Source organism: Pseudomonas sp. UYEF17 (assembly GCF_040546125.1).
In the GTDB taxonomy this organism is placed as follows: Bacteria; Pseudomonadota; Gammaproteobacteria; order Pseudomonadales; family Pseudomonadaceae; genus Aquipseudomonas; species Aquipseudomonas putida_Z.
On the sequence record NZ_JBEPNE010000001.1, the window covers coordinates 290762 to 311594 of the forward strand.

The window sequence follows — 20833 nt, forward strand, 5'->3', positions numbered from 1 at the left end:
GCAATGGAACTCCTTTTCGTGTGGGGCGGATTCAGGCAGCTGCGATCTGCCCGCGACGCAGCGTGTTGCGGTTGGTCGGAACGCTCAGGCCAAAGCTGTCGCGCAGGGTGCTGCCGCTGTATTCGCTGCGCACCAGGCCGCGTGCTTGCAGCAGGGGCACCACCAGCTCGGTGAAATACTGCAGGCCATCGGGCAGCAGCGAGTTGATGATGAAGCCGTCGGCGGCGCCGTCTTCGAACCAGTCCTGCAAGGCGTTGGCGACCTGCTCGGGGGTGCCGGTGAAGTCCCGTCTTGGGCGCGAGAAGCGCAAGGCCAGTTGGCGCAGGCTCAGGCTTTCGTCGCGGGCCAGTTGCTTCAACTGGTCGGCGGTGCCCTTGTGGCTGTTGTCGCCGAGGGTGCCCAGGTCGGGGAACGGTGCATCCAGCTCGTGCTGGCTGAAGTCATAGTCGTTGAACGGGCGGCCGAGGGCGACCAGGGCGTCCTCGATGCTCACCAGGTCGACGGCCTGCTGGTAGCGGCGCTCCACCTCTGCTTCGTCGCGGCCGACGATCGGGCGGATGCCCGGCAGGATGAACAGCTGGTCCGGGTCGCGGCCATGGCTTGCGGCGCGTTGCTTCAAATCCTGGTAGTAGGCGCGGGCATCGCTGAATGACTCGGGGTTGACGAAGATCGCATCGGCGTTCTGCGCGGCGAAGTTGCGCCCGTCCTCCGACACGCCGGCCTGGAAGATCAGCGGCTGGCCCTGGGGCGAGCGCTGGATGTTCAGCGGGCCCTTGACCTTGAAGAACTCGCCCTTGTGGCCCAGGGTGTGTAACTTGGCCGGGTCGAAGAATTCGCCGCTCTGCTTGTCGCGGGTGAAGGCGTCGTCTTCCCAGGAGTCCCACAGGCCCTTGACCACTTCGACGTGCTCGCGGGCGATGCGGTAGCGTACGGCGTGGGGCGGGTGCTGGTCCTTGCCGAAGTTGTCGGCGGTGCCCGACAGCCATGAGGTGACCACGTTCCAGCCGGCGCGGCCGCCGCTGATCAGGTCCAGCGAGGCGAGCTGGCGGGCGACCTGGAACGGTTCGGTATAGCTGACCGTGACCGTGGCCACCAGGCCGATATGGGTGGTGACCGCCGCCAGTGCCGAGAGAATGGTCAGCGGCTCGAAGCGGTTGAGGTAGTGGGGGCTGGAGCGGGCATGGATGTGCAGGCTGTCGGCGATGAAGGCGAAATCGAACTTGGCCGCCTCGGCCAATTGCGCCTGCTGCTTGTAGAAACCGAAGTTGACGCTGGCGTCGGCCAGCGCCTCGGGGTGCCGCCATTCGCCCCAGCCGTGGCCGACACCGTGGATCATTGCGCCGAGATGGATCTGTCTTTTGCTCATGTTCAATACCTCTTGCCAGATAGGCCTCAATGTCTGATCCGCGCGGCACGCCCGTGCCGCACGGCAAAACGGTCAAACCGCCACGGGCAGCACGCTGCGCGAATGCCCGGGTATCGCCTCGATCAGCGCCCGCGTATAGGCGCTGGCCGGCTGGCCGAACACCTGCACCGCCGGCCCTTGCTCGACCACCTGGCCGCGCTGCAGCACCAGCACCTGGTCGGCCATGCTCGCCACCACCGCCAGGTCGTGGGAGACCAGCACGTAGGCCATTCCCAGCTCGCGCTGCAGCTCATCCAGCAGGGCGAGGATCTGCGCCTGCACCGACACGTCCAGCGCACTGACCGGTTCGTCGAGCAGCAGCACCTCGGGCTCCAGGGCCAATGCCCGGGCGATCGCCACCCGTTGGCGCTGGCCGCCCGACAGCTCCCGGGGCAGGCGGTCGAGGAAGTGCACCGGCAGCTGCACCCGCGTGATCAGTTCACGGGCCCTGCGCTCCAGGGCCTCGCCCTTGAGCAGGCCGAACGACACCAGCGGTTCGACGATGCTGTCGAACACGGTGAAGCGCGGGTCCAGCGCGGCGAACGGGTTCTGCTGCACCAGCTGGATGCGCCGGCGCAGGGGGCGGAACTGCCGCCAGCTGCAGGCACTGACGTCCACGCCAGCGAACTCCACCCGCCCGTGGCTGGGTTTTTCCAGCCCGAGGGCGATCCGTAGCGCGGTGCTCTTGCCTGAGCCCGACTCGCCGACGATGGCCAGGGTCTGCCCGGCATGCACCTCAAGGTTCAGGTCATGCAGGGCGGTGAAGTGGGGATCCTGCCCGGGCAACGCGAAGTACTTGCCGACGTTGCTCAGGCGCAGCAGCGCTGCCTGGCCCCTCGGCGCGCCAGGCCTGCGCCGTGGCACGAAGGCCGGCGCGGCGTTGAGCAGGTCGCGGGTGTAGGGCTGCCGTGCGCCCCAGAGAATCTGCCTGGGCGAGGCCTGCTCGACGAGCTCACCCTGTTTCATGACCAGCAGGCGGTCGGCGCGGTCGCAGGCCATGCCCAGGTCATGGGTGATGATCAGCAGCGCAATGCCGCGCTCGGCCACCAGCCGTTGCAGGTGGTCGAGGATGCGCCGCTGCACCGTCACGTCCAGCGCGCTGGTGGGCTCGTCGGCGATGATCAGCCGCGGCTCGCCGGCCAGGGCGATGGCGATCAGCACCCGCTGGCGCATGCCGCCGGAGAGTTCATGGGGGTACTGGCGGGCGCGCAGCGCCGGGTCGTCCAGGCCGACCTGGGCCAGCAGCTCCAGCACATCGGCATCCACCGTCGGGTAGCGTCGGCCGCGGGCCAGCAGCAAGACCTCGGCGATCTGCCGGCCGATGCGCAGGGTCGGGTTGAGGCTGACCATCGGGTCCTGCGGTACCAGGCCGATGGTGCGCCCGCGCAACTGGCGCCGGGTACGCTCGTTGGCCTGGGCCACATCCACGCCGTCGACCCACAGCTGGCCCTGCTCGATGCGGGCATTGCCCGGCAGCAGGCCGAGCAGGGCATTGGCCAGGGTCGACTTGCCCGAGCCGGACTCGCCGACGATGGCCAGCGTCTCGCCCTGGGCCAGGCTGAACGACAGTTGGCGCAAGGCCTGGATGGGTTGCCCGGCGAAGGTGTAGCTGACACTCAGGTCGCGGACCTCGATCAGGGGGCGCTGGCTCATCGGGCATGCTCCTCGGCGCTGCGCGCCAGGTGGTTGAGGCTGAACACCACGGCTACCACGAACAGCCCTGGCAGCAGGGAGACCCAAGGGGCGGTGATCAGGAAGTGGCGGCCGTTGGCGATCAGCGTGCCCCATTCCGCCGCCGGCGGCGCCGCGCCGAAGCCGAGGAAACTCAGCCCGGCGGTGGCCAGGATGGCGGCGCCGAAGTCCAGGGTGGCGAGCACCGCCACCGGGCCCCAGGCGTTGGGCAGCACATGGCGCAGCAGCGTGCGCGCCCAGCTGGCGCCGCCCAGGCGGGCGGCCTCGACATAGGGCAGGGTCTTGATGCGCAGCACTTCGGCGCGGGTGGTGCGGGCAAAGCCCGGGATGATGCCGACGCCCACGGCGACTGCCACCGGCACCGTGCCGAAGCCGATCGCGGTGACGATGGCCAAGGCCAGCAGCAGGCCGGGCAGTGCCAGCAACACATCGATCAGGCGCATCAGCGCCGCGTCGACGCGTCCACCGGCAAAGCCGGCCAGCACGCCCAGGCCGAGGCCACCGAGCAGGGCGATGGCCACTGCCAGCAGTGCGGCCAGCACCGACAGGCGTGCGCCGTAGACCACCCGGGTATACAGGTCGCGGCCCAGCTCGTCGGTGCCGAACCAGTGCGCCACGCCGGGGGCGCTGAGCTTGTCGGCGGGCGAGGTGGCGTAGGGGTCGAAGCTGGTCAGCAACTGCGGGGCCAGTGCCGCGAACAGGGCGAACAGCACGATCAATAGCGCCAGGCTGAAGCCGGGCCTGCGCAGCAGCGGGATCAGGGCCTGCCGGGCGCGCTGCAGGTGCGTGCGCCGCTTCCAGGCGCTGGCAGGATGTGCCACCTCGCCCGTGGGCTGGGTGTCGATCGGGGACAGGGAAAGGTCAATGGTCATCTCAGCTCACCTTGGCCGTGTGGGTGATGCGTGGGTCGAGGTACGGGTAGAGCAGGTCGACGATCAGGTTCACCACCACGAAGGCGGTGGCCGATACCGCGACGATCGCCAGCACCACCGGGATGTCCTGGCGCAGCACGGCCTCCTGGGCCAGGCGGCCGACGCCGTTGCGCGAGAAGATGGTTTCCACCAGCACCGCGCCGGATACCGTATTGCCGACCTGCAGGCCGATCAGGGTCAACAGCGGCAAGGCCGCGTTGCGCAAGCCATGGCGCGCCTGCACCTGGGCCCGGCTCAGGCCCTTGGCGAAGGCGGTGGTGATGTAGGGTTCCTGCCACACGCCCTGGAAGCCACGCTGCAGCACCTGGGCGTACACCGCGGCGCTGGGGATCGCCAAGGTGATCGCCGGCAGCACCAGGCTGGCCAGGCCCTGGCTGCCGGTGGCCGGGAACCAGCCGAGGGCGAAGGCGAATACCTGGATCAGCAGCAGGCCCATCCAGAACACCGGCACCGAGAAACCCAGCGACGGCAGGCGTGCCAGGGCGGTCTTCAGTGGCCGCCATTGCAGGTAGGCGGTCAGGTAGGCCAGGCCGACCCCGGCCAGCAGCGACAGGGCGATGGCCGCGCCGGCCAGGGCCAGGGTCTGCGGCAGGCGCTCGGCCAGCAGCGCAGTGACCGGCCGGCCCAGTGACAACGACTGCCCGAGGTCACCGTGCAGGGCGCGCCACAGCAGGTCGAAGTACTGCTCGAGCAGCCCCTTGTCCAGCCCGTAGTAGGCGCGGGCCTTGGCCAGGTCCTCGGGTGACAGGCCATCGGCCTCCATGCCCGAGGCGCTGAGCATGATCGCCAGGGTGTCGCCCGGCAGCAGGTAGAGGATGAAATAGGTGATGGTGTAGGCGCCCCACAGCACCAACAGGGCCTGGCCGATGCGGCCGATCAGGTAGCGTTTCATGGCTGGCCGACCTGGATGTCACTGAGCAGCGCGAAGCCTTCTGCAGTCCAGCGGAAGTCCTTGACCCGCGGCGCGGTGGCGGCTTGCCAGACGCGTTCGTAAAGCGGGAACGCCGACGCCTCGTCGACCAGCAGGTCTTGCAGCTGGCCATAGGCCTGGGCCCGTTGCGGGGCGGCGGTGGCGGTGATGCCGCTGTCGAACAGCGCCTGGGCCCTGGCCAGGGTGTGCGGCTCGTAGGTGTTGGTGGCCAACGTGGTGCTGCTTGCTGCCCGCGGGTCGAGGATGGTCTGCAGGATGATCGGGTCGGCGCGGGTCATGTAGGTGGAGGTCAGGTCGTAGTTGCCGGACGCGTTCCCGGCCACCCATTCGGCGCGGGTCAGCACATTGAGCTTGAGGTCGATGCCGACCTTGCGCAACTGGTCCTGCACCAGCACGTCACCGGCGCTTTCGGCCGGGGTCAGGTTGTAGCGCAGGGTCAGGCGCTGGCCGTTCTTGTGCCGGTAGCCGTCCTCGCCCTTGTGCCAGCCGGCGGCCTCGAGCAGTTGCTCGGCGCCCGTGGGGTCATAGGCGAGCTTGTCGGCCTGGGGCTTGAAGTACGGCGTGGTGACGTCGTAAACGCCGCTCACCACCGGGAACGCGGCGTTGTACACGGTATGCGCGTAGCTGGTGCGGTCGATGGCCTTCTGCAGTGCCAGGCGCACCTGGCGGTCGGCCAGCAGGCGGTCGTTGCGCGTGTTGGGGTAGAGGTTGAGCGCAGGGCCCGGCAGCGAGCGGCTCTGGATGGTCGCGCCCTTGGACTGGAACAGCTTCAGGTCGACTTCCGAAAACGGGTTGCGCGGCCACAGAATGTCGGCCTTGCCCTGCAGGAACAGGCCGTTGCGCACGCTTTCCTCGGGGATGTAGCTGATGTCCACGGCATCGACGTGCGCCGGGCCCTGGTTGTGCATGTTGGCTGATGGCCAGGCGTAGTCGGCACGCTTGACCAGCCGGGCGCCCACCTCCGGGGTGTAGTGCTCGAGGATGAACGGGCCGGTGCCGATGATGTTGCCCAGTGAGCGCGCCTGGGCAGTCAGCTTGTAGGAGGCCGGCGCAAGGATGGCCAGGTTGGTGGTCGAGGTGGCCTGCAGGAAACCGGCGTTAGGTTTGGCCAGGACCAGGCGCACGGTGAAGTCGTCCAGTACCTCGGCGTGGTCGTAGCCTGCCAGGTAGGTAGCACCGAAGGTGGCCGGCAGCTGCGTGGCGAAGGCCTTGTTGCTGTCGAAGGCGGTTTTCACGGCGTGGGCGTCGAAGCGTTCGCCGTTGCTGAAGGTGACGTCCTGGCGCAGCTGGAAGGTGTAGCTCAGGGAATCGGCACTGACCTCCCAGCTTTTTGCCAGCCAGGGGATGATGCGGCCGGTTTGCGGGTCCTGGTCGGTCAGGGACTCGGCCACGTTGCGCAGCAGTACGCGGTGCTCCAGCCAGTAGACCTGGAAGGGGTCGACGCTGACCAGGGTGGTGTTGTCGCCCCAGAAGGCGATGTTCAGGGTGTTGCTGGCCGAGGTGTTGTCGGCTGGGGAGCAGGCGGTCAGGGCCAGGGCCAGGGAGCCGATGGCGAACAGGCGGTGCAGTGGGGGCATGGGATGGTCCTTCATTGAATTGGGGTTACCTGTGCCGGCCTCTTCGCGGGTAAACCCGCTCCCACAGGGATTTCACTTTCCTTGAGTGGTGCGCCGTACCTGTGGGAGCGGGTTTACCCGCGAAGAGGCCGGTACAGGCGACAGCTGCCTTCCAGTCAGCCCTGGTAATCGCGGCCTTCGCGGTCCAACTGCCGGATCAACGCATCCCAATGCCGCTGGATGCCTTCCCCCTTGCCATCGGAAAACCGCTTCGACTGTTCATGCACCTTGGCAATCGCCGCCTGCGATGCATGCAGCAGCTGGTCATTGCCCCCGGCCTGGGCCGCCACCTGGATGTTGCAGGCCCGCTCCAGCCCATGCAGCTCACGGAACGCGTGCTCGACGCTGATCCCCCCGGTGAGCAACCCGTGGTTGCGCAGGATGAGGATGTTGCTGTCGCCCAGGTTGGCCACCAGCCGCTGCTGTTCGTCCAGGTCCAGGGCCACGCCTTCGTAGTCGTGGTAAACCACCCGGCTGTAATAGGCCAAGGCATGCTGGGAGATCGGCAGCAGGCCGTCGCGCTGGGCCGATACCGCTGCGCCATCGCGGGTGTGGGTGTGCAGCACGGCCTTCAGGTCGGGGCGGGCGCGGTGGGTTGCGCTGTGGATCACGTAGCCGGCCTGGTTGATGCCCAGCCCCAGCGGGTCGTCGATGATGGTGCCGTCGACGTCGACCTTGACCAGGTTGGAGGCGGTGATTTCGTCGAACAGCAGGCCGAAGGCGTTGATCAGGAAGTGTTCGTCCGGCCCCGGCACGCGGGCTGAAAAGTGCGTGTAGATGTGGTCGGTCCAGCGGAACAGGGCGGCCAGGCGGTAGGCGGCGGCCAGCTTGACCCGCACCTCCCACTCTTCGGCGCTGACCCGGTCGCGCACCTTGTCGGTGCTGGTAGTGACGGCAGACAGTGAACTCATGGTGTGCTCTCCGGTAATCAGTAGCCGCTCGCGGTGTCGACCAGGTTGGCCAGGGGCGCCTGCTCGCGGTAGCGGTGGAAGTTGGCGATGAATGCTTCGAGCAGGGCCGGGTAGCCGTCCTCGGAAATGGCCGAGGTGTGCGGCGACAGGAACACCCGTGGGTGGTGATACAGCGGGTGGCCGGCGGGCAGCGGCTCGGGGTCGGTGACATCCAGGCTGGCGCGGCCGATCAGGCCGCTGTCCAGGGCCTCGAGCAGGGCCTGCTGGTCGAGCAGGCCACCGCGGGCGATGTTGATCAGGTGCAGGCCAGGGCGGGCATGGGCCAGCACCTGACGGTCGACCAGGCCACGGGTGGCGGCGGTGAGTGGGGCGGCCAGCACCAGGTGGTCGCTGCCGGCGAACAACTGCTGCAGGTCGGCGGCGCGCTCCACCCCGGGCATCTCGGCGATCGCCTGGCCGGGTCGACTCAAGGCCAGCACCTGCATGCCGAGGGCCACTGCCTTGCGCGCCAGGCTCTGGCCGATACTGCCAAAACCGAGAATGCCCAGGGTGCGGCCGCGCAACGGCGCCAGCGGGGTCAAGCGCCAGTCGGCATCCTTGACCCACAGCCCCGGCAGTTGCTTGGCGGCGGCGAACACCAGGGCCAGGGCAAATTCGGCCACCTGCTCGGCATTGGCACCCTTGCCACTGGTGACCGGTGTGCCCTGGAACACCCAGTCGGGGTAGAAGTCGATGCCCGAGGACACCAGCTGCACCCACTTCAGGCCCCAGGGCCAGCCTGGCGGCGGGGTGTCGATGCGCTGCCCGCGCACGTTGATCGGGCGCAAGATGAATACATCGGCAGGGGCTTGCAGGGCCAGCTGGCCGGGGGCGATATCGATGACTTCATGGTCCGGCAGGTGTTCGCGCAGATGCTGGTTGGCCTGGGCGTCGAGCTGGCTGGCGATGATCGAATGGCTCATGCGTGCACCTCCGCCAGCGCCGCGCGGCCAGCCTGGCCGAACACCACATCGTCCTGCGGGGTGTGGATGCGGCTGCAGAGCACGTCGCGGTAGTGCCGTTCCAGCGGGTTGCGTCGCGACAGCCCGGGGTTGCCGGCGGCCTCGATGGCCAGCTCCACGGCCCGGATGGCATTGGCGCTGACCAGGTGCTTGAGCTGCCCGGCATGCTGCGCGGCGACCTGCCCGGTGGTGGCTGCGTCAAGCAGGCCCTGGTTGGCGAACAGCAGGGTGTCGATGCGCCCCAGCACATCCTGGAAGCGCGGCAGGCTGGCCAGCGGCGCGCCCAGGTTGGAGGGGGAACGCTGCTTGAGAAAACCCGCCAGCCAGTCGCGGGCGGCACGGGCCACGCCGTCGTACACCGCCGGCAGCAGGACGGCCATCCACAGCAGGCTCTCGCCGTCGAGTTCGGCCTTCGGTGCGCTTGCCGGGCTGACGCTGACGGCATGGTCGAGGGGGATCAGCACGTCATCGAAGCGCACTTCGTGGCTGCAGGTGGCGCGCATGCCCAGGTGGTCCCAGTCATCGATGATGGTGATGCCGGGCGTGTCGCGGTGCACCAGGAAGCCGCCGACCAGCGGGTCGGCGTCGTCGCTGCGGCCCCAGACCAGGTACCAGGTCAGGCCGTGGCTGCCGGTGGAGTAGATCTTGCGCCCGCTCAGGCGCCAGCCCTCGGCTGTGCGCCGCGCCACGGTGGCGGGCAGGCCGCCGCGGGCCGGGGTGCCGAGTTCGGGTTCAACGCGCAGGGCATTGATCAGTGCGCCCTGATGCACGGCATCGCGGGCCACGCGCTGGCGCAGGTGTTCGGGCCAGCGGGCCTCGTCCTGCAGGCGAAAGTGCTGCAGGTACTGCATCACCAGGATCAACGCGGTAGCCGGGTCGCCCTTGCCGACCGCGCCGATCACCCGACGGGCGCTGGCCAGGTCCGCGCCAGTGCCACCGAGTGCGCGGGGTACGGTGAAGGCGAGCAGGCCGTGGCGGTGCAGCAGGTCGAAATTGTCCTGGGGGAACTGCGCGCTGCGGTCGTAGCGTTCGGCGTTGGCCGCGAGGGCCTGCGTCAGCTCGGCGAGGGCGCTGTCGGAGGGGTGACTCATGGGGTTTCATCCCTGAATGACGGTGTGTTGCTAAGACCGTATTCGTATGGATGAACGCTGTAAAAGTCTTTTTGGTTCTATGCTAATTATTTGTTTTAAGAATTTATTGTTTTTACTGTTATGCATGAATTGCATTTATTGGCGGGGCGCCAGGCGCCCCTGCGTGGTCAACCCAGCAGCCTGTGCCCTGCCACCTCACCGAAAAGCTCGACCGGTTCCTGCAGGTTGCCCAGGTAACGTGGATGAAACAGCCACAGGTCTACTTGCGGCTTGAAATCACTGACATTGATCACATCCAGCGCATCGCGGTGGCGGCTGGCCTGCAACAGTGGTTCGGGCACCAGCCCCAGGCCCTGGCCATTGGCGACCAGGCCCAGTTGCAACTCGGTGCCGAAGGTTTCCAGGTTGATCGTCAGGCTCAGCCCCTGTTCGCTCAGCGCCCGCTGCAGACCGGCGCGGAAACCACAGCCGTCGGGGTTGAGCACCCAGCCACGGGTGTAGCAGTCCTTGAGCTTGTAGCTGCGCTTGGTGACGCTGCCCTTGGCGGCTACCACCTTCAGCGGCATGCGCGCGATCGAGCGGCTGGCGATGCCTTCGGGGAAGATCTTGCCCGGTGGGAACAGCGCGGCGGCGGCGTCCAGTTCAGCGTTTTCCATGCGCGCGATAAGGCTGCTGCCCCAACCGCTGCTGACCTGGGTGCGCAATTGCGGGTAGGCCTCGCGAATCTGCGCCAGGGCATCGAGCAGCACCACGTCACCCAGGGTTTGCGGCACACCCAGGCGCAGGGTGCCCGAAGGCGCGCCATCGTTGGCCACCAGTTCGCGCAGCGAGTCGATCTCGCGCAGGATCGCCTTGCACTGCTCGTACACCCGCAGGCCCATGGGGGTGGGCTTGAGCGGCTTGGTGTTGCGGTCGAGCAGGGTGGCGCCAAGGTCTTCCTCGAAGTTCTGCACCCGGCGGGTGATCGCCGGTTGCGTCAGTTGCAGGGCCTCGGCGGCGAGGTTGGTGGATTGGCAACGGATGACCGCGACGAAGGCGTCCATATCATCGATTTTCATAACTGGCGCTCACAGGGTCGGATGGAAAATAAGGCATTAGCATAATCTGCCTGGCGGGTAATGCCATCGGTTCTGTTTCGATAGATGAAAACGCATATTAGGATATTCCTAAAATCAATTTAATTTATTTGACGGATCTCGCTAGAGTCGCCTGGCACGGGCCGCATGATGCTGCCCGCCCAGACACCGAGGAACGCCATGTCCATCCGATCGAAGCTGCTGACCCTGGCCGCGGCCCTGCTGCTGGCCAGCCAGGCCGGCGCCGCCGAGCGCCTGACCCTGCGCATCGGCGACCAGAAGGGCAACATGCGCGCCCAGCTGGAAGCCGCAGGCGCATTGCGCGACCTGCCTTACGACATCCACTGGGCCGAGTTCCCCGCTGCCGCGCCGCTGGCCGAGGCGCTCAATGCCGGGGCGATCGATGCCGGCATCATCGGTGATGCGCCGCTGCTGTTCGTGCTGGCTTCGGGGGCACCGGTCAAGGCCATTGCCGTGGACAAGTCCGACCCCTATGGCACGGCGCTGCTGGTGCGCCCTGACGCGCAGCTGCACAGCGCGGCGGAGCTCAAGGGCAAGCGCATCGCCACCGGTCGCGGATCGATCGGCCATCATCTGGCCCTCAAGGCACTGGACCAGGTCGGCTTGAGCGAGAAGGACGTGGAGTTCCGCTTCCTCGGGCCGGTGGACGCCAAGATCGCCCTGGCCAACGGCTCGGTGGACGCCTGGTCGACCTGGGAACCCTACACCGCGCTGGCCGAGCTGAGCGGGCAGGGCCGGGTGCTGGTCAATGGCCGCGGCCTTTCCAGCGGCAACAGCTTCCTCGCCGCCACCGACAAGGCGCTGGATCAACCTGCGCGGCGCGCGGCGTTGCAGGACTACCTCAACCGCCTGGCCGGGGCGCAGGTCTGGGCCAACCAGCACCTGGACAGCTACTCGAAAACCCTGGCCGCGATCATCGGCTTCCCCGAGGACGCCGCCCGCCTGCAGTTCGAGCGCCGCCAGCTGCGCTGGCAGGTGATCGACCCGCAGACCGTGGCGCAACAGCAGGACACCGCCGACTTCTACCACGCCCACGGCCTGATGAGCGAACGCCTCGATGTGGCACCGACCTTCGCCACTGGCTTCACCCTACCCGATGCCGCCACGCTGGCCGCGCAACCCTGACTCCGGAGACCTCTACATGTCCTTCAAACCCCTGCGCCAGCTTGGCCTGGCGCTGCTGGCCAGCGCCTTGCTGCCGAGCCTCGCCAGCGCCGAACAGACCCTGCGCATCGGCTACCAGAAATCCTCGACCCTGCTGACTCTGCTCAAGGCCCGCGGCAGCCTCGAACAACGCCTGCAGGCCGAGGGCATTCGCGTCAGCTGGCACGAGTTCCCCAGCGGCCTGCCTTTGCTGGAGGCGCTGAACCTGGGCAATGTCGACCTGTCCGCAGATGTTGCCGACACCGTACCGGTATTCACCCAGGCTGCTGGCGCGAGGCTTACCTACTTCGCCCGGGAGACGCCTTCGCCAACGGCCCAGGCCATCCTGGTGCCCGCGGACTCGCCACTCAGGACCCTGGCCGACCTCAAGGGCAAGCGCGTGGCGGTGACCAAGGCGGCTGGCAGCCACTACCTGCTGATCCAGGCCCTGGCCAAGGCCGGGCTGACCTTCAAGGACATCACCCCGGCCTACCTGATCCCTGCCGACGGCCGCGCCGCCTTCGAGAACCACAAGGTCGATGCCTGGGTAACCTGGGACCCTTACGTGGCCAGCGCCCAGCGCCAGCAGAACGCCCGCATCCTGGCCGATGGCAGCGAACTGGCCAGCTACCAGCGCTACTACCTGGCCAGCAGCGACTATGCCCAGGCTCACCCCGAGGTGCTGCAGCAGGTGTACCAGGCCCTGCGTGAGGCAGGTGTCTGGACCAAGGCCAACCCGGCGGCCGCAGCACGCATCCTCGGGCCGTTGTGGGGCAACCTGGACAGTGCCACGGTGCAGCAGGCCAATGCCCGGCGCAGCTACGACGTGCAGCCGGTGAAGCCGGAGAACCTGGCCGAACAGCAGCGCATCGCCGATGCGTTCTACCGCGAGGGACTGTTGCCCAAGGCGGTGGATGCCAAGGCGGTGAGCTTGTATCAGCCGGTTGCAGACTAGCGTGGGTAGTCTGTTTGGTTTGTTCTGTCTTGTTTTCAATGTCCGCTTTCGGGCGAAAGCGGTAACTATCAACTAATGGATTTGGCCATTTCCGACGTTCCAGTCCAACCGGTTTGCTCATAGACCGGTTTACCCGTCTCGGTTGCGTGCAGGACAGCGAAGGTGATGCCTCGGCGAGCGAACTCGGCGTCGGCTGCCTGCATCAAGGCTGAAGCCAGGCCACGGCGGCGATAGGCCGGGTGGACGAACACATTCAGCACGTACCCTCGCTTGTCCAGGGTCGGGTGCGATGGATGGGGAGGCCAATCAATGCTCATCAAGCCAATGGCTGCGACAGGTTGGTCGCCATCCATGAGCTTGAAACCGTAGTACCGACCGTCACCGAGCCGCTCTTCCAGCCATGGGCGAAAGTGCTGAGTCATGACTTGCAGTTTTTCAGGGTCGCCACCTGCCTCAAGAAACATCTGCTGGCGATGCGAGCAGATCATTTCTGCGTCAGCGGGCCCGACAGGCCGGCACTCCAAGCCTGAAAACTCTCCACATCCTTGTAGTTCGATCATCGTTTATCCAGTGTCAGTGGCCGATTCATGGAAAGGCAGCCTATGGCACCTTCAGGCCTGTTTGCAATGGCTTGCTTCAACGCCAGCCCCGCCAGACGAAACAAGAACTAATGGCTAACGATCGACCTTGGCAAGCCACTCAGCTCCGATAAGTGATCCGTCCGGCTTTGATGTCTGGCGCAGCGTCCGTTGTTGGTCGACAGTGGCCAGTCGCGAAGGGCTGCCAACGACCCGTTGCTGCCAGTGAGCCGAACAGCAATCTCTGTGGGAGCGGGCGCGCCCGCGAAGAATCAAACGCGGAGACTGGCACCGGCTGCGCCGGTGTTCGCGGGCACGCCCGCTCCCACAGAGTGCGCATGGCACTCACGACATCAGTTTTTTTCAGCGTCTGCTTTGGGTCGAAAGCTGCCATTCGCCGGAAACAATGCACCCACTCAAGCTGCCCAAAGCGGGCAGCGCACCGAGAGTGGTTAGCTGCCATTCTTAACTGAATCTAGAACAGCCCGCCCAGGGAAATCGTCGCGCCAGCACCGGCCTGCAGCCCTACGTTGAGTCCGGCAGCCGTGATCACGCCCTTTGCCGAGTGCAGCAGGCGCACTGCACTGTCGTGCGGCAGCAGCAGGTTGCCTACCGGCGTTAGCGTAGCGGCAGTCATCGCTAACAGCTTGGCGTCCAGGCCGAACAGCATTGCCGATCCGCTGGCGCCACCAATCAGCCCTACGCCGCCTTCGATGAACATACAAGGGCCTTCAAAGTCCTCGCGAACCAGGCCCCGGGCAGCGACCGAATCAGCCACCAGCACCCTGCCGACTGCGGGGAAGTCCTCGCTCGCGCCCGCCGCCCCGATGCTCTTGCCACGCACATGCAAGTTGACCTTGCCGAAGCGTGGCAAGCGCGCACCGAGGCCTACGCCGACCCCCAGCGATCCGTAGCGAAACTGATGATCGGCCCCCTGGGGGTCGGTCAGGGTCAATGCACCGCCAGAAGCGGCCGCGAATACAACCGTAAAACCGCCTCCGCTGGCGGTCTTGTAACGCCAGTCACTCACGCTGACAGGCAGTGGAATTTGCATGTGAATATCCTTATACGGACCGCGCCATCCGGCGTCGGCGAATCCATGCGGCCAGGTGGTAGCCGCCTCCAGAGGTGAACACGAGCGCGAACAGGCCAGCCAGCAAGCTCGCGCCCCACAGCGCGCCTCGGTCATCGATGATAGCGGTCGCAGTGGGCGCCTCGGGGCGGTACAACACGCCCACTTGGTCACCTACCGCGTAGCCAAAGATCAACCCACTTTCGGGGTAGCTGATCACGTTGCCCGTGGTGTCGGTAAAGTCGATTTGTGGATGGCTTCCGCCTGCGTTCAGCGCGCTGACATTGCCCTGGGCGCGTTGGGCCTGAGCCACAAAGCCCAGCCGGTCTTCAACCAGCCACAGTGTGAGGGAGAGCAGGCACAGGCCCAGCGGAATGAAAACCAGGGCTCGGAGCAGGTCGCCCAGAGGCGAGGATGGCGTCTTGGCCATGGCAGGTTCCTTGTGTCGTCCTTGAAACGTCGGACATTGCAGTCAATCAAGAAGGCCCTGTCAAGCACAAAGCGTGCGGGCATGGGACCCACAGGTAAGTCACGTTAAGAGATAACTGGTTTCGTAAGTGCGACGCGTACTCTGTGTGCGGGAAAGGCGCACAAGCGCCCGCTCTGCGATACAGTTGGCGCTTTTTTGTGCCCGGCTGTTTCGTTTTATGGCGGCTGTGCGTGGGGCGCCTCCGTGCGCGCCGGTTTCCTTGATTCCCGGTTGACCAACCCGCGTACAGTCGCCACCCATTCGTTTGGTCACGTTGTGTGGCGGCTCCAGTGAATCAAGGAGCGACACAATGACAAAAGGCTTACCCGATCCTCCCGTACGCGCCACCACGGCGTCCTCCAGTTTCTCCACGTGCGAATGCAGCCATCCGCCATTGTTTGCCGTGCGTTCTGGGGTGGACTACGAAGATGCGCTGGTGCATCTGTCCACGCTGCTCAAAGGCGCGTTTGCGACCAATCTCAAGGCACTGGAGCTGGCCAAGGGGACCTGTCGTGATCTGTTGTTGAGCAATGACCATGGGCTGGATTCGGCCAAGGCGGTGGTGGAGGCGTTGCTGGATGGGGTGGAGAGGCAGCAGCTGGTTGGGCGGAAGACGGTGCCGGGTGTCTGACGAGCGTTTGGGCTTTGTTGGACTCAAGCGGCAGCCGTGATTGACCTCGAGGGCCTCTTCGCGGGTGAACCCGCTCCCACAGGTTCAGCGCCAACTCAAAGCCCGCGCAGTACCTGTGGGAGCGGGCGCGCCCGCGAAGCAAGCGGCGCGGTGAATGGCACCGGCTTTGCCGGTGTTCGCGGGCATGCCCGCTCCCACAGGTACCGTGTGATCTCAAGTGCGACGCCGGCCCTGTGGGAGCGGGTTTACCCGCGAAGCAGGCGCCGCGGTGGATGGCACCGGCTGTGCCGGTGTTCGCGGGCATGCCCGCTCCCACAGGTACCGCGTGATCTCAAGTGCGACGCCGGCCCTGTGGGAGCGGGTTTACCCGCGAAGCAGGCGCCGCGGTGGATGGCACCGGCTGTGCCGGTGTTCGCGGGTAAACCCGCTCCCACAATGATCGCCGTTGGGCAAAACGACAGTTATGGGTCGTTATCCGCGGTACGCACCAGAACCGTTATCCAACCTGGCCCGTATCAGGCTTTAGGTTGCCTTTCGCCAACCACCGATCGTCAGCTCCATCGACCTCCAAGCCTGCCGCCCGGTCAACCGGGAGACCCTAGGCCGCGATGGTGAACCAATGGACGTCTTTGCTGACAATGAAATGTCGACCCGCAGTGATGTGGTCGGGCAACTGATCGTGGCGTTTTCCCTGATTCTGCTGTTGGCCTTGTTGCTGGGGCTGTTCTCCCTCTACCGCCTCGCCGGGGCACTGGACGCCCGAGAAGTGGAGCAAAGCCGCTTCTATGCAGAATCCGCGATGGCCCAGTTGCAGAAGAATGACAAGACGTTCCTGCTGACCCATGCCAACTGGCAGGCCGCCTATGATCACTTGGGCGGGCAGGTCGATGCACATTGGGCATACGACGAGGACAATGTCGGCGCCACGCTCTATACCTCCGATGGGTACGAAGGCGTATATGTGCTCGATGACGACGGTACACGGTACGCAATACTGGACGGTAAGCTCAGCCAGCAGGGCCTGGAGCAGCATACCGTCAGTGCCGGCAAGATCCTGCAGGAGGCTCGGCAAGCAGCGCAGCACGATCAGGCGTCTTCAGGCTATCTGGTCTTTCGTGGCCAGCCGGCGGTGTACGTCGCTGCACTGATCCGCCCGCAGACCCAGCCGGCCCGCCCGCCGGGACCAACTGCGGTGTTGGTGTTCATTCGGGTTCTGTCGCCACAGGTGCTCTTGCCGCTGGGCCAGGCGGCCGGGTTGTCCGGCCTGGCCGTGGGCGATTCGGCCGATCAGCGCCAAGGGCGCGGAGCCCTGCCACTCGAAGGCAGCGGCCACACCTTGACATGGGATATACCGCAGCCCGGCACCGAACTGATCCACACGGTAATCGCGCCCTTGGCTATCGCCGTTCTATTCATCGCGCTGAGCATGGCATTGTTTGCACGCTATGCGATCCGCGCCAGCACCAGGATCGATCGCAGCCACCGTGCTCTGGTGACTTCCAGGGTTGCCTTGCAATCAAGTGAAGAGCGCTTCAAGGCAGTGGCCGAAGCTGCCTCGGACTGGATCTGGGAAACTGATGCGCTTCTTCGCCTGACCTACCTTTCGGACCGGTTCACCGAACTCACCGGGCACCCCGTCGAAGCGTGGCGACAGCGCCCGATTACCGAGTTGCTATCGTGTGATACCAGCAACCTCCGGACCTCGCTGCACAGCCTGGCCGCGACAGGCTCCTCCGGCACGCTGCGCTGCCAGTACCAGGACCATCTAGGCCAGCAGCGTATCTGCAGGATCGCTTCGCGCGCGATCGTGGCCGAGGGCGTGTGTACCGGCTTTCGTGGCACGTGCAGCGACATCACCGACGAAGTCGCCGCCCATGCCCAGATTCAACACCTCTCCTTGCACGACGCCCTGACCGGCCTGCCGAATCGCAACAAGCTGTTCCGTTTCCTCGAACAATCAGCCCCTGGCGCTGAGCTACCCAAGGTGGCGCTGTTGATGCTCGATCTGGACAACTTCAAGCCAATCAACGACAGCCTTGGGCATCCGGCCGGAGACGCGGTGCTGCTCGAGGTAGCGAGCCGCCTCGGTCAAGTTACCCGTGACAGTGATCTGGTCGCCCGTCTGGGAGGCGATGAGTTCATCGTCGTGCTGACCCGGCCAGGCGATCACCAGGACATGGACCGATTCTGCATGCGCGTGATCGAGGCGATCAAACGCCCCATTCAGGTCGAAGGGCATGTCGTGCAAGTGGGGGTAAGCCTGGGTGTAGTGCTGTCGGCCGAGTACCCCGGTACGCCGAGCGACCTGATCCGGCACGCCGATGTGGCCCTTTACAGCGCCAAGCAGGCGGGCAAGAACACCTGGCGCTTCTTTTCGGCACAGATGAACGCAGCATTGATGGAGAAGCGTGTGCTGGAAAGCGAGCTGCGCGAGGGCATACCGCGTGGCGAGCTGGTGCTGCATTTTCAGCCGCGCTTCAAGGTCGATGGGGTCTCGATCGCATCGGCCGAGGCCCTGGTGCGCTGGCAACACCCGCGCCTGGGCTTGCTCCGCCCGGATCGTTTCATCCCGCTTGCCGAAGAGTCCGACCTGATCGTGCTGCTTGGCAACTGGGTGCTGCAGGAAGCCTGTATCAAGGCGCGGGGCTGGCCGCAGGCGGTGATGGTCTCGGTCAACATGTCGCCGGCCCAGTTCAGCCGCAGCGATGTGGTTCGCGACGTCGGCAACGCGTTGCGCGCCACCGGGCTGCCAGCCCACCGCCTGGAGCTGGAAATTACCGAGAACGTCATGCTCAACGATGTCGAAGGCGCACTGCACACCATGCTTGCACTGAAGGAGCTGGGCGTGCGCCTGAACATGGACGACTTCGGGACCGGTTACTCTTCGCTGGGCTACCTGCGTACCTACCCGTTCGACAGCATCAAGATCGACAAGCGCTTCGTGCAGCACCTGGGCAAGAGCGGCAGCGACCGTAGCGTGGTCCAGGCCATCATCAACCTTGGCAATGCAATGGGCATGACGGTGACTGCCGAAGGTGTCGAGACCGCCGAGCAACTGGCCTTGCTCAGCGATGACCAATGCCATGAAGTACAAGGCTTTTTGCTCAGCAAACCGCTGGAAAACGAGATACTGATGGGGATGATGAAAGACCAGGTATCGTTAGCGCAATGACGCCTCGCAGAGGAGGGCAGTTTCATTCGGATGCAAACGACGGCCGCTCCGCGAACCATGCCACTGCCAGCTCCTTGAACGCCTCAGCCGAAGGCGTCAGCGGATAGCGCTGATCATGCGCCAGCACGATGCTGTGCGTTGGCAATTTCTCCTCGGTCGGCCGACACACCAGCGCTTGGCCATCATAGCTGCGGTCACCAAATGGCCGGGTGTAGATCAGCGCCACGCCAAACCCGTTGGCGACCAGGCTACGCTGCATCTCGAAGGTGCGCACACGGTGTACAGCGGCGGGTGAAAGATCGTAGAAGCTGAACAGGTCCAGCACATGCTGCCAGCTGTGGACCTGATCGGTGACTACCAGAGTGTATTCGGATAGCGCTTTGAGGCTGACGCGCGATTCCTTGGCCAACGGGTGATCGGCAGCCAGCAGTACCTGAGCGGTCAGCTGGCACAGCTGGGTGCATTGAGTGTTCGGCGGCAGACCCAGATCGTAGGTGATCGCCAGCTCTATCGCGCCCTCACTCAGCCGCTTGCCAACATAATCGAAGCTGCCTTCGCGCATATCGACCGTGACCCTCGGGCAGGACTCCTGCATCCGGCGCACGATCTGTGGCAGGCAATAGGGCGCCAGGTCTTCAAAACACCCGACCACCAACTCTCCGACACACTCTCCCGCATTGGCATTGATCTCGGCAAAGGTCCGAGCCTCGCTCAGAACGCGACGGGCCTGGACCATGACGGTACGCCCGAACGGGGTCAGCGATATGCCGAGGCCACGTTGGCGCACGAAAATCGATTGGCCCAGCACCTCTTCCAATTCGCTGATGGCCGCCGAAATGGAGGGCTGTGAAACATGAAGCTCCATGGCGGCAGTCGTCAGGTTCCCGTGCTTGGCCGCTGCGAGCGCGTAGCGCAGTTGTCGCAGTGTGAACTTCATAGGTTTTTCCGTTGTGATACATCAGGACATATTATTTTATCCTTTTTTGAGGTTGTGAAATATTTCCTCTGTGCAGTGGCCACCGATCACAGGTGCCACGCCGATGCCGATTGCAAGGCTGATCAGCCAGTTTGGCGACCCTCTTTGGGCCGGATGCCCTCGACTACTGCAATCCATGTTCTTGTTTGGGAGCGTCACAATGAAAATTACAAAGGCTCTGCTGACCACGACACTATCTTTCGGGCTGCTGGCGGCCGCTGGTGCCAGCCAGGCGGCCGGCTGGTGCGAGTCTGGCAAACCGGTGAAATTCGCCGGATTGAACTGGGAAAGCGGGATGCTGCTCACGGACGTGATGCAGTTCGTGCTGAAAAATGGTTATGGCTGTGAAACCGACAGCCTGCCGGGCAACTCCATCTCCATGGAAAACGCCCTGAGCAGCAACGACATTCAGGTGTTTGCCGAAGAGTGGGTGGGGCGCAGCGAGGTCTGGAACAAGGCTGCCGCTGCCGGCAAGGTCGTTGGCGTCGGCGCGCCGGTCGTTGGCGCGGTCGAAGGCTGGTATGTGCCGCGTTACGTGATCGAAGGCGACCCCAAGCGCAAACTCGAAGCCAAGGCACCGAACCTCAAGACCATCGCCGATCTTGGGCAATACGCCCAGGTATTCAAAGACCCGGAAGAACCGGACAAGGGGCGCTTCTACAATTGCCCGGCCGGCTGGACCTGCGAGCTGGACAACAGCGAGATGCTCAAACACTACGGCCTGGAAAGCAGCTACACCAACTTCCGCCCGGGCACCGGCCCGGCACTGGATGCCGCCGTGCTGTCGAGCTACAAGCGTGGCGAGCCGATCCTGTTCTACTACTGGTCGCCGACGCCGCTGATGGGCCTGGTCGACCTGGTCAAGCTGGACGAGAAGCCAGGCGTGGATAAATCCCTGACCATCAAAGTGGGCCTGTCTAAGGCCTTCCACGAGCAGGCGCCGGAACTGGTGGCGGTGCTGGAAAAGGTCAATCTGCCGATCGACCTGCTGAACCAGAACCTGGCGCGCATGAGCAAAGATCGCATCGAGTCGCCGGAGCTGGCCAAGTTGTTCCTCAAGGAGCACCCCGAGGTCTGGCACAGCTGGGTCAGCGAAGACGCAGCCAAAAAGGTGGACGCGGCACTCTGAGCGTGTGGGCTCGTCCGGCTCCTGCCGGACAA

General features: G+C 65.2%; 18 protein-coding genes. 5 read left to right on the forward strand and 13 right to left on the reverse strand.

Features of this window, described 5'->3' with window-relative positions; genetic code table 11:
• Positions 1-31: 31 nt before the first annotated feature.
• From ABIB24_RS01400 to ABIB24_RS01440, 9 genes are all read right to left on the reverse strand, one after another.
• Positions 32-1366: an LLM class flavin-dependent oxidoreductase gene (locus tag ABIB24_RS01400; RefSeq protein ID WP_075045455.1), complete on the reverse strand. Its 1335-nt coding sequence runs from the start codon at positions 1364-1366 to the stop codon at positions 32-34.
• 72 nt (positions 1367-1438) lie between these two features.
• On the reverse strand, positions 1439-3058 hold the full coding sequence (locus ABIB24_RS01405; protein ID WP_354316000.1) for a dipeptide ABC transporter ATP-binding protein: 1620 nt from the start codon (positions 3056-3058) through the stop codon (positions 1439-1441).
• Positions 3055-3969 (reverse strand): ABC transporter permease, encoded by a 915-nt coding sequence (locus ABIB24_RS01410; protein WP_354316001.1) that lies wholly within the window; start codon positions 3967-3969, stop codon positions 3055-3057. Before ABIB24_RS01410 ends, ABIB24_RS01405 begins: the two co-directional genes overlap by 4 nt.
• A gap of 1 nt (position 3970) precedes the next feature.
• Positions 3971-4921, reverse strand: coding sequence for an ABC transporter permease (locus ABIB24_RS01415; RefSeq protein WP_075045452.1), 951 nt, complete (start codon positions 4919-4921; stop codon positions 3971-3973).
• Complete coding sequence (locus ABIB24_RS01420) at positions 4918-6537, reverse strand: ABC transporter substrate-binding protein (RefSeq protein WP_354316002.1); 1620 nt, start codon at positions 6535-6537, stop codon at positions 4918-4920. Before ABIB24_RS01420 ends, ABIB24_RS01415 begins: the two co-directional genes overlap by 4 nt.
• Positions 6538-6692: 155 nt before the next feature.
• Positions 6693-7487 carry a class II aldolase/adducin family protein gene (locus ABIB24_RS01425; RefSeq protein WP_354316003.1) on the reverse strand — a complete coding sequence of 265 codons (795 nt, stop codon included), beginning with the start codon at positions 7485-7487 and terminating at the stop codon, positions 6693-6695.
• A 17-nt stretch (positions 7488-7504) separates the two neighbouring features.
• On the reverse strand, positions 7505-8449 hold the full coding sequence (locus ABIB24_RS01430; RefSeq protein WP_274078426.1) for a D-isomer specific 2-hydroxyacid dehydrogenase family protein: 945 nt from the start codon (positions 8447-8449) through the stop codon (positions 7505-7507).
• Positions 8446-9579 carry an acyl-CoA dehydrogenase family protein gene (locus ABIB24_RS01435; protein WP_354316004.1) on the reverse strand — a complete coding sequence of 378 codons (1134 nt, stop codon included), beginning with the start codon at positions 9577-9579 and terminating at the stop codon, positions 8446-8448. Before ABIB24_RS01435 ends, ABIB24_RS01430 begins: the two co-directional genes overlap by 4 nt.
• Before the next feature lie 167 nt (positions 9580-9746).
• On the reverse strand, positions 9747-10637 hold the full coding sequence (locus ABIB24_RS01440; RefSeq protein ID WP_354316005.1) for a LysR family transcriptional regulator: 891 nt from the start codon (positions 10635-10637) through the stop codon (positions 9747-9749).
• Positions 10638-10835: 198 nt separating this feature from the next.
• On the opposite strand from ABIB24_RS01440, the gene ABIB24_RS01445 reads away from it, so the two are divergent.
• Positions 10836-11801, forward strand: a complete 966-nt coding sequence (locus ABIB24_RS01445) for an ABC transporter substrate-binding protein (protein ID WP_354316006.1) — start codon at positions 10836-10838, stop codon at positions 11799-11801.
• Positions 11802-11817: 16 nt separating this feature from the next.
• Complete coding sequence (locus ABIB24_RS01450) at positions 11818-12774, forward strand: aliphatic sulfonate ABC transporter substrate-binding protein (RefSeq protein WP_075045444.1); 957 nt, start codon at positions 11818-11820, stop codon at positions 12772-12774.
• 68 nt (positions 12775-12842) lie between these two features.
• On the opposite strand, the gene ABIB24_RS01455 is transcribed toward ABIB24_RS01450, so the two are convergent.
• From ABIB24_RS01455 to ABIB24_RS01465, 3 genes are all read right to left on the reverse strand, one after another.
• Positions 12843-13334: a GNAT family N-acetyltransferase gene (locus ABIB24_RS01455; RefSeq protein WP_274078423.1), complete on the reverse strand. Its 492-nt coding sequence runs from the start codon at positions 13332-13334 to the stop codon at positions 12843-12845.
• A 493-nt stretch (positions 13335-13827) separates the two neighbouring features.
• Positions 13828-14406, reverse strand: a complete 579-nt coding sequence (locus ABIB24_RS01460; protein WP_137164195.1) for a hypothetical protein — start codon at positions 14404-14406, stop codon at positions 13828-13830.
• Between the two features lie 10 nt (positions 14407-14416).
• Positions 14417-14854, reverse strand: a complete 438-nt coding sequence (locus tag ABIB24_RS01465) for a DUF3592 domain-containing protein (RefSeq protein WP_354316007.1) — start codon at positions 14852-14854, stop codon at positions 14417-14419.
• Between the two features lie 433 nt (positions 14855-15287).
• Here ABIB24_RS01465 and ABIB24_RS01470 point away from each other — a divergent pair, with 433 nt between their 5' ends.
• Both ABIB24_RS01470 and ABIB24_RS01475 read left to right on the forward strand, forming a co-directional pair.
• Complete coding sequence (locus ABIB24_RS01470; RefSeq protein WP_015270586.1) at positions 15288-15524, forward strand: hypothetical protein; 237 nt, start codon at positions 15288-15290, stop codon at positions 15522-15524.
• Positions 15525-16143: 619 nt separating this feature from the next.
• Positions 16144-18696, forward strand: a complete 2553-nt coding sequence (locus ABIB24_RS01475) for a bifunctional diguanylate cyclase/phosphodiesterase (RefSeq protein ID WP_354316008.1) — start codon at positions 16144-16146, stop codon at positions 18694-18696.
• Positions 18697-18718: 22 nt separating this feature from the next.
• Here ABIB24_RS01475 and ABIB24_RS01480 read toward each other — a convergent pair whose 3' ends face one another.
• Entirely contained in the window at positions 18719-19633 is a 915-nt protein-coding gene (locus tag ABIB24_RS01480; protein ID WP_015270113.1) for a LysR family transcriptional regulator, read from the reverse strand.
• Between the two features lie 199 nt (positions 19634-19832).
• Here ABIB24_RS01480 and ABIB24_RS01485 point away from each other — a divergent pair, with 199 nt between their 5' ends.
• Positions 19833-20801 (forward strand): ABC transporter substrate-binding protein, encoded by a 969-nt coding sequence (locus tag ABIB24_RS01485; RefSeq protein ID WP_015270114.1) that lies wholly within the window; start codon positions 19833-19835, stop codon positions 20799-20801.
• Positions 20802-20833: the final 32 nt, after the last annotated feature.

Coding starts and splice junctions, on each gene's coding strand:
- ABIB24_RS01405 (WP_354316000.1), bottom strand. CDS start 3,058: ATGAGCCAGCGCCCCCTGATCGAGGTCCGCGACCTGAGTGTCAGCTAC.
- ABIB24_RS01410 (WP_354316001.1), bottom strand. CDS start 3,969: ATGACCATTGACCTTTCCCTGTCCCCGATCGACACCCAGCCCACGGGC.
- ABIB24_RS01475 (WP_354316008.1), top strand. CDS start 16,144: ATGGACGTCTTTGCTGACAATGAAATGTCGACCCGCAGTGATGTGGTC.
- ABIB24_RS01435 (WP_354316004.1), bottom strand. CDS start 9,579: ATGAGTCACCCCTCCGACAGCGCCCTCGCCGAGCTGACGCAGGCCCTC.
- ABIB24_RS01400 (WP_075045455.1), bottom strand. CDS start 1,366: ATGAGCAAAAGACAGATCCATCTCGGCGCAATGATCCACGGTGTCGGC.
- ABIB24_RS01440 (WP_354316005.1), bottom strand. CDS start 10,637: ATGAAAATCGATGATATGGACGCCTTCGTCGCGGTCATCCGTTGCCAA.
- ABIB24_RS01460 (WP_137164195.1), bottom strand. CDS start 14,406: ATGCAAATTCCACTGCCTGTCAGCGTGAGTGACTGGCGTTACAAGACC.
- ABIB24_RS01455 (WP_274078423.1), bottom strand. CDS start 13,334: ATGATCGAACTACAAGGATGTGGAGAGTTTTCAGGCTTGGAGTGCCGG.
- ABIB24_RS01465 (WP_354316007.1), bottom strand. CDS start 14,854: ATGGCCAAGACGCCATCCTCGCCTCTGGGCGACCTGCTCCGAGCCCTG.
- ABIB24_RS01430 (WP_274078426.1), bottom strand. CDS start 8,449: ATGAGCCATTCGATCATCGCCAGCCAGCTCGACGCCCAGGCCAACCAG.
- ABIB24_RS01445 (WP_354316006.1), top strand. CDS start 10,836: ATGTCCATCCGATCGAAGCTGCTGACCCTGGCCGCGGCCCTGCTGCTG.
- ABIB24_RS01425 (WP_354316003.1), bottom strand. CDS start 7,487: ATGAGTTCACTGTCTGCCGTCACTACCAGCACCGACAAGGTGCGCGAC.
- ABIB24_RS01420 (WP_354316002.1), bottom strand. CDS start 6,537: ATGCCCCCACTGCACCGCCTGTTCGCCATCGGCTCCCTGGCCCTGGCC.
- ABIB24_RS01450 (WP_075045444.1), top strand. CDS start 11,818: ATGTCCTTCAAACCCCTGCGCCAGCTTGGCCTGGCGCTGCTGGCCAGC.
- ABIB24_RS01415 (WP_075045452.1), bottom strand. CDS start 4,921: ATGAAACGCTACCTGATCGGCCGCATCGGCCAGGCCCTGTTGGTGCTG.
- ABIB24_RS01485 (WP_015270114.1), top strand. CDS start 19,833: ATGAAAATTACAAAGGCTCTGCTGACCACGACACTATCTTTCGGGCTG.
- ABIB24_RS01480 (WP_015270113.1), bottom strand. CDS start 19,633: ATGAAGTTCACACTGCGACAACTGCGCTACGCGCTCGCAGCGGCCAAG.